Source organism: Ammoniphilus sp. CFH 90114 (assembly GCF_004123195.1).
In the GTDB taxonomy this organism is placed as follows: Bacteria; Bacillota; Bacilli; order Aneurinibacillales; family RAOX-1; genus YIM-78166.
Window position 1 is genome coordinate 1 of the sequence record NZ_SDLI01000058.1, and the last position, 676, is coordinate 676.

The window sequence follows — 676 nt, forward strand, 5'->3', positions numbered from 1 at the left end:
AGCTGGTTCTCCCCGAAAGCTATTTAGGTAGCGCCTCGTGAATTCATCTCCGGGGGTAGAGCACTGTTTCGGCAAGGGGGTCATCCCGACTTACCAACCCGATGCAAACTGCGAATACCGGAGAATGTTATCACGGGAGACACACGGCGGGTGCTAACGTCCGTCGTGAAGAGGGAAACAACCCAGACCGCCAGCTAAGGTCCCAAAGTCATGGTTAAGTGGGAAACGATGTGGGAAGGCCCAGACAGCCAGGATGTTGGCTTAGAAGCAGCCATCATTTAAAGAAAGCGTAATAGCTCACTGGTCGAGTCGGCCTGCGCGGAAGATGTAACGGGGCTAAACCATGCACCGAAGCTGCGGCAGCGACACTATGTGTTGTTGGGTAGGGGAGCGTTCTGTAAGCCTGTGAAGGTGGCCTGTGAGGGTTGCTGGAGGTATCAGAAGTGCGAATGCTGACATAAGTAACGATAAAGCGGGTGAAAAGCCCGCTCGCCGGAAGACCAAGGGTTCCTGTCCAACGTTAATCGGGGCAGGGTGAGTCGACCCCTAAGGCGAGGCCGAAAGGCGTAGTCGATGGGAAACAGGTTAATATTCCTGTACTTGGTGTTACTGCGAAGGGGGGACGGAGAAGGCTATGTTGGCCGGGCGACGGTTGTCCCGGTTTAAGCGTGTAGGC

1 rRNA gene is annotated in these 676 nt (G+C 55.2%); it reads left to right on the top strand.

The features are described 5' to 3' along the window. Positions 1–676: ribosomal RNA gene (locus EIZ39_RS26165) — 23S ribosomal RNA — on the top strand; the annotation flags it as partial.